A 275-nucleotide genomic window follows, 5' to 3' on the forward strand; every position below is an offset into this window, starting at 1 on the left:
TTCAACGATGTTGACGGCAACCAGTGTGCCGATGCGGGAATCGATACGATTACCTATACGTTCACAGTTACCAACGCAGGCAACGTGAGCCTATCAAACATAACCGTTACCGATCCATTATTACAGGCACCAAACCCAGTAGTGAACATCGTTTACCAAAGTGGTGATACAGATGGCGACGGTAAACTGGATGTAACAGAAACATGGATCTACACCGCTACATCCTATACCATCACACAGGATGATATCGATACCGGCAGTGTGACCAACCAAGC

Annotated in this window: 1 protein-coding gene; it reads left to right on the forward strand. The window is 46.9% G+C overall.

The genetic code is table 11. The features are described from left to right. On the forward strand, positions 1–275 hold a 275-nt coding region (locus ESU54_RS17720; RefSeq protein WP_146848202.1), incomplete at both ends, for a DUF7507 domain-containing protein.

Source organism: Aequorivita antarctica, assembly GCF_007997155.1.
In the GTDB taxonomy this organism is placed as follows: domain Bacteria; phylum Bacteroidota; class Bacteroidia; order Flavobacteriales; family Flavobacteriaceae; genus Aequorivita; species Aequorivita antarctica.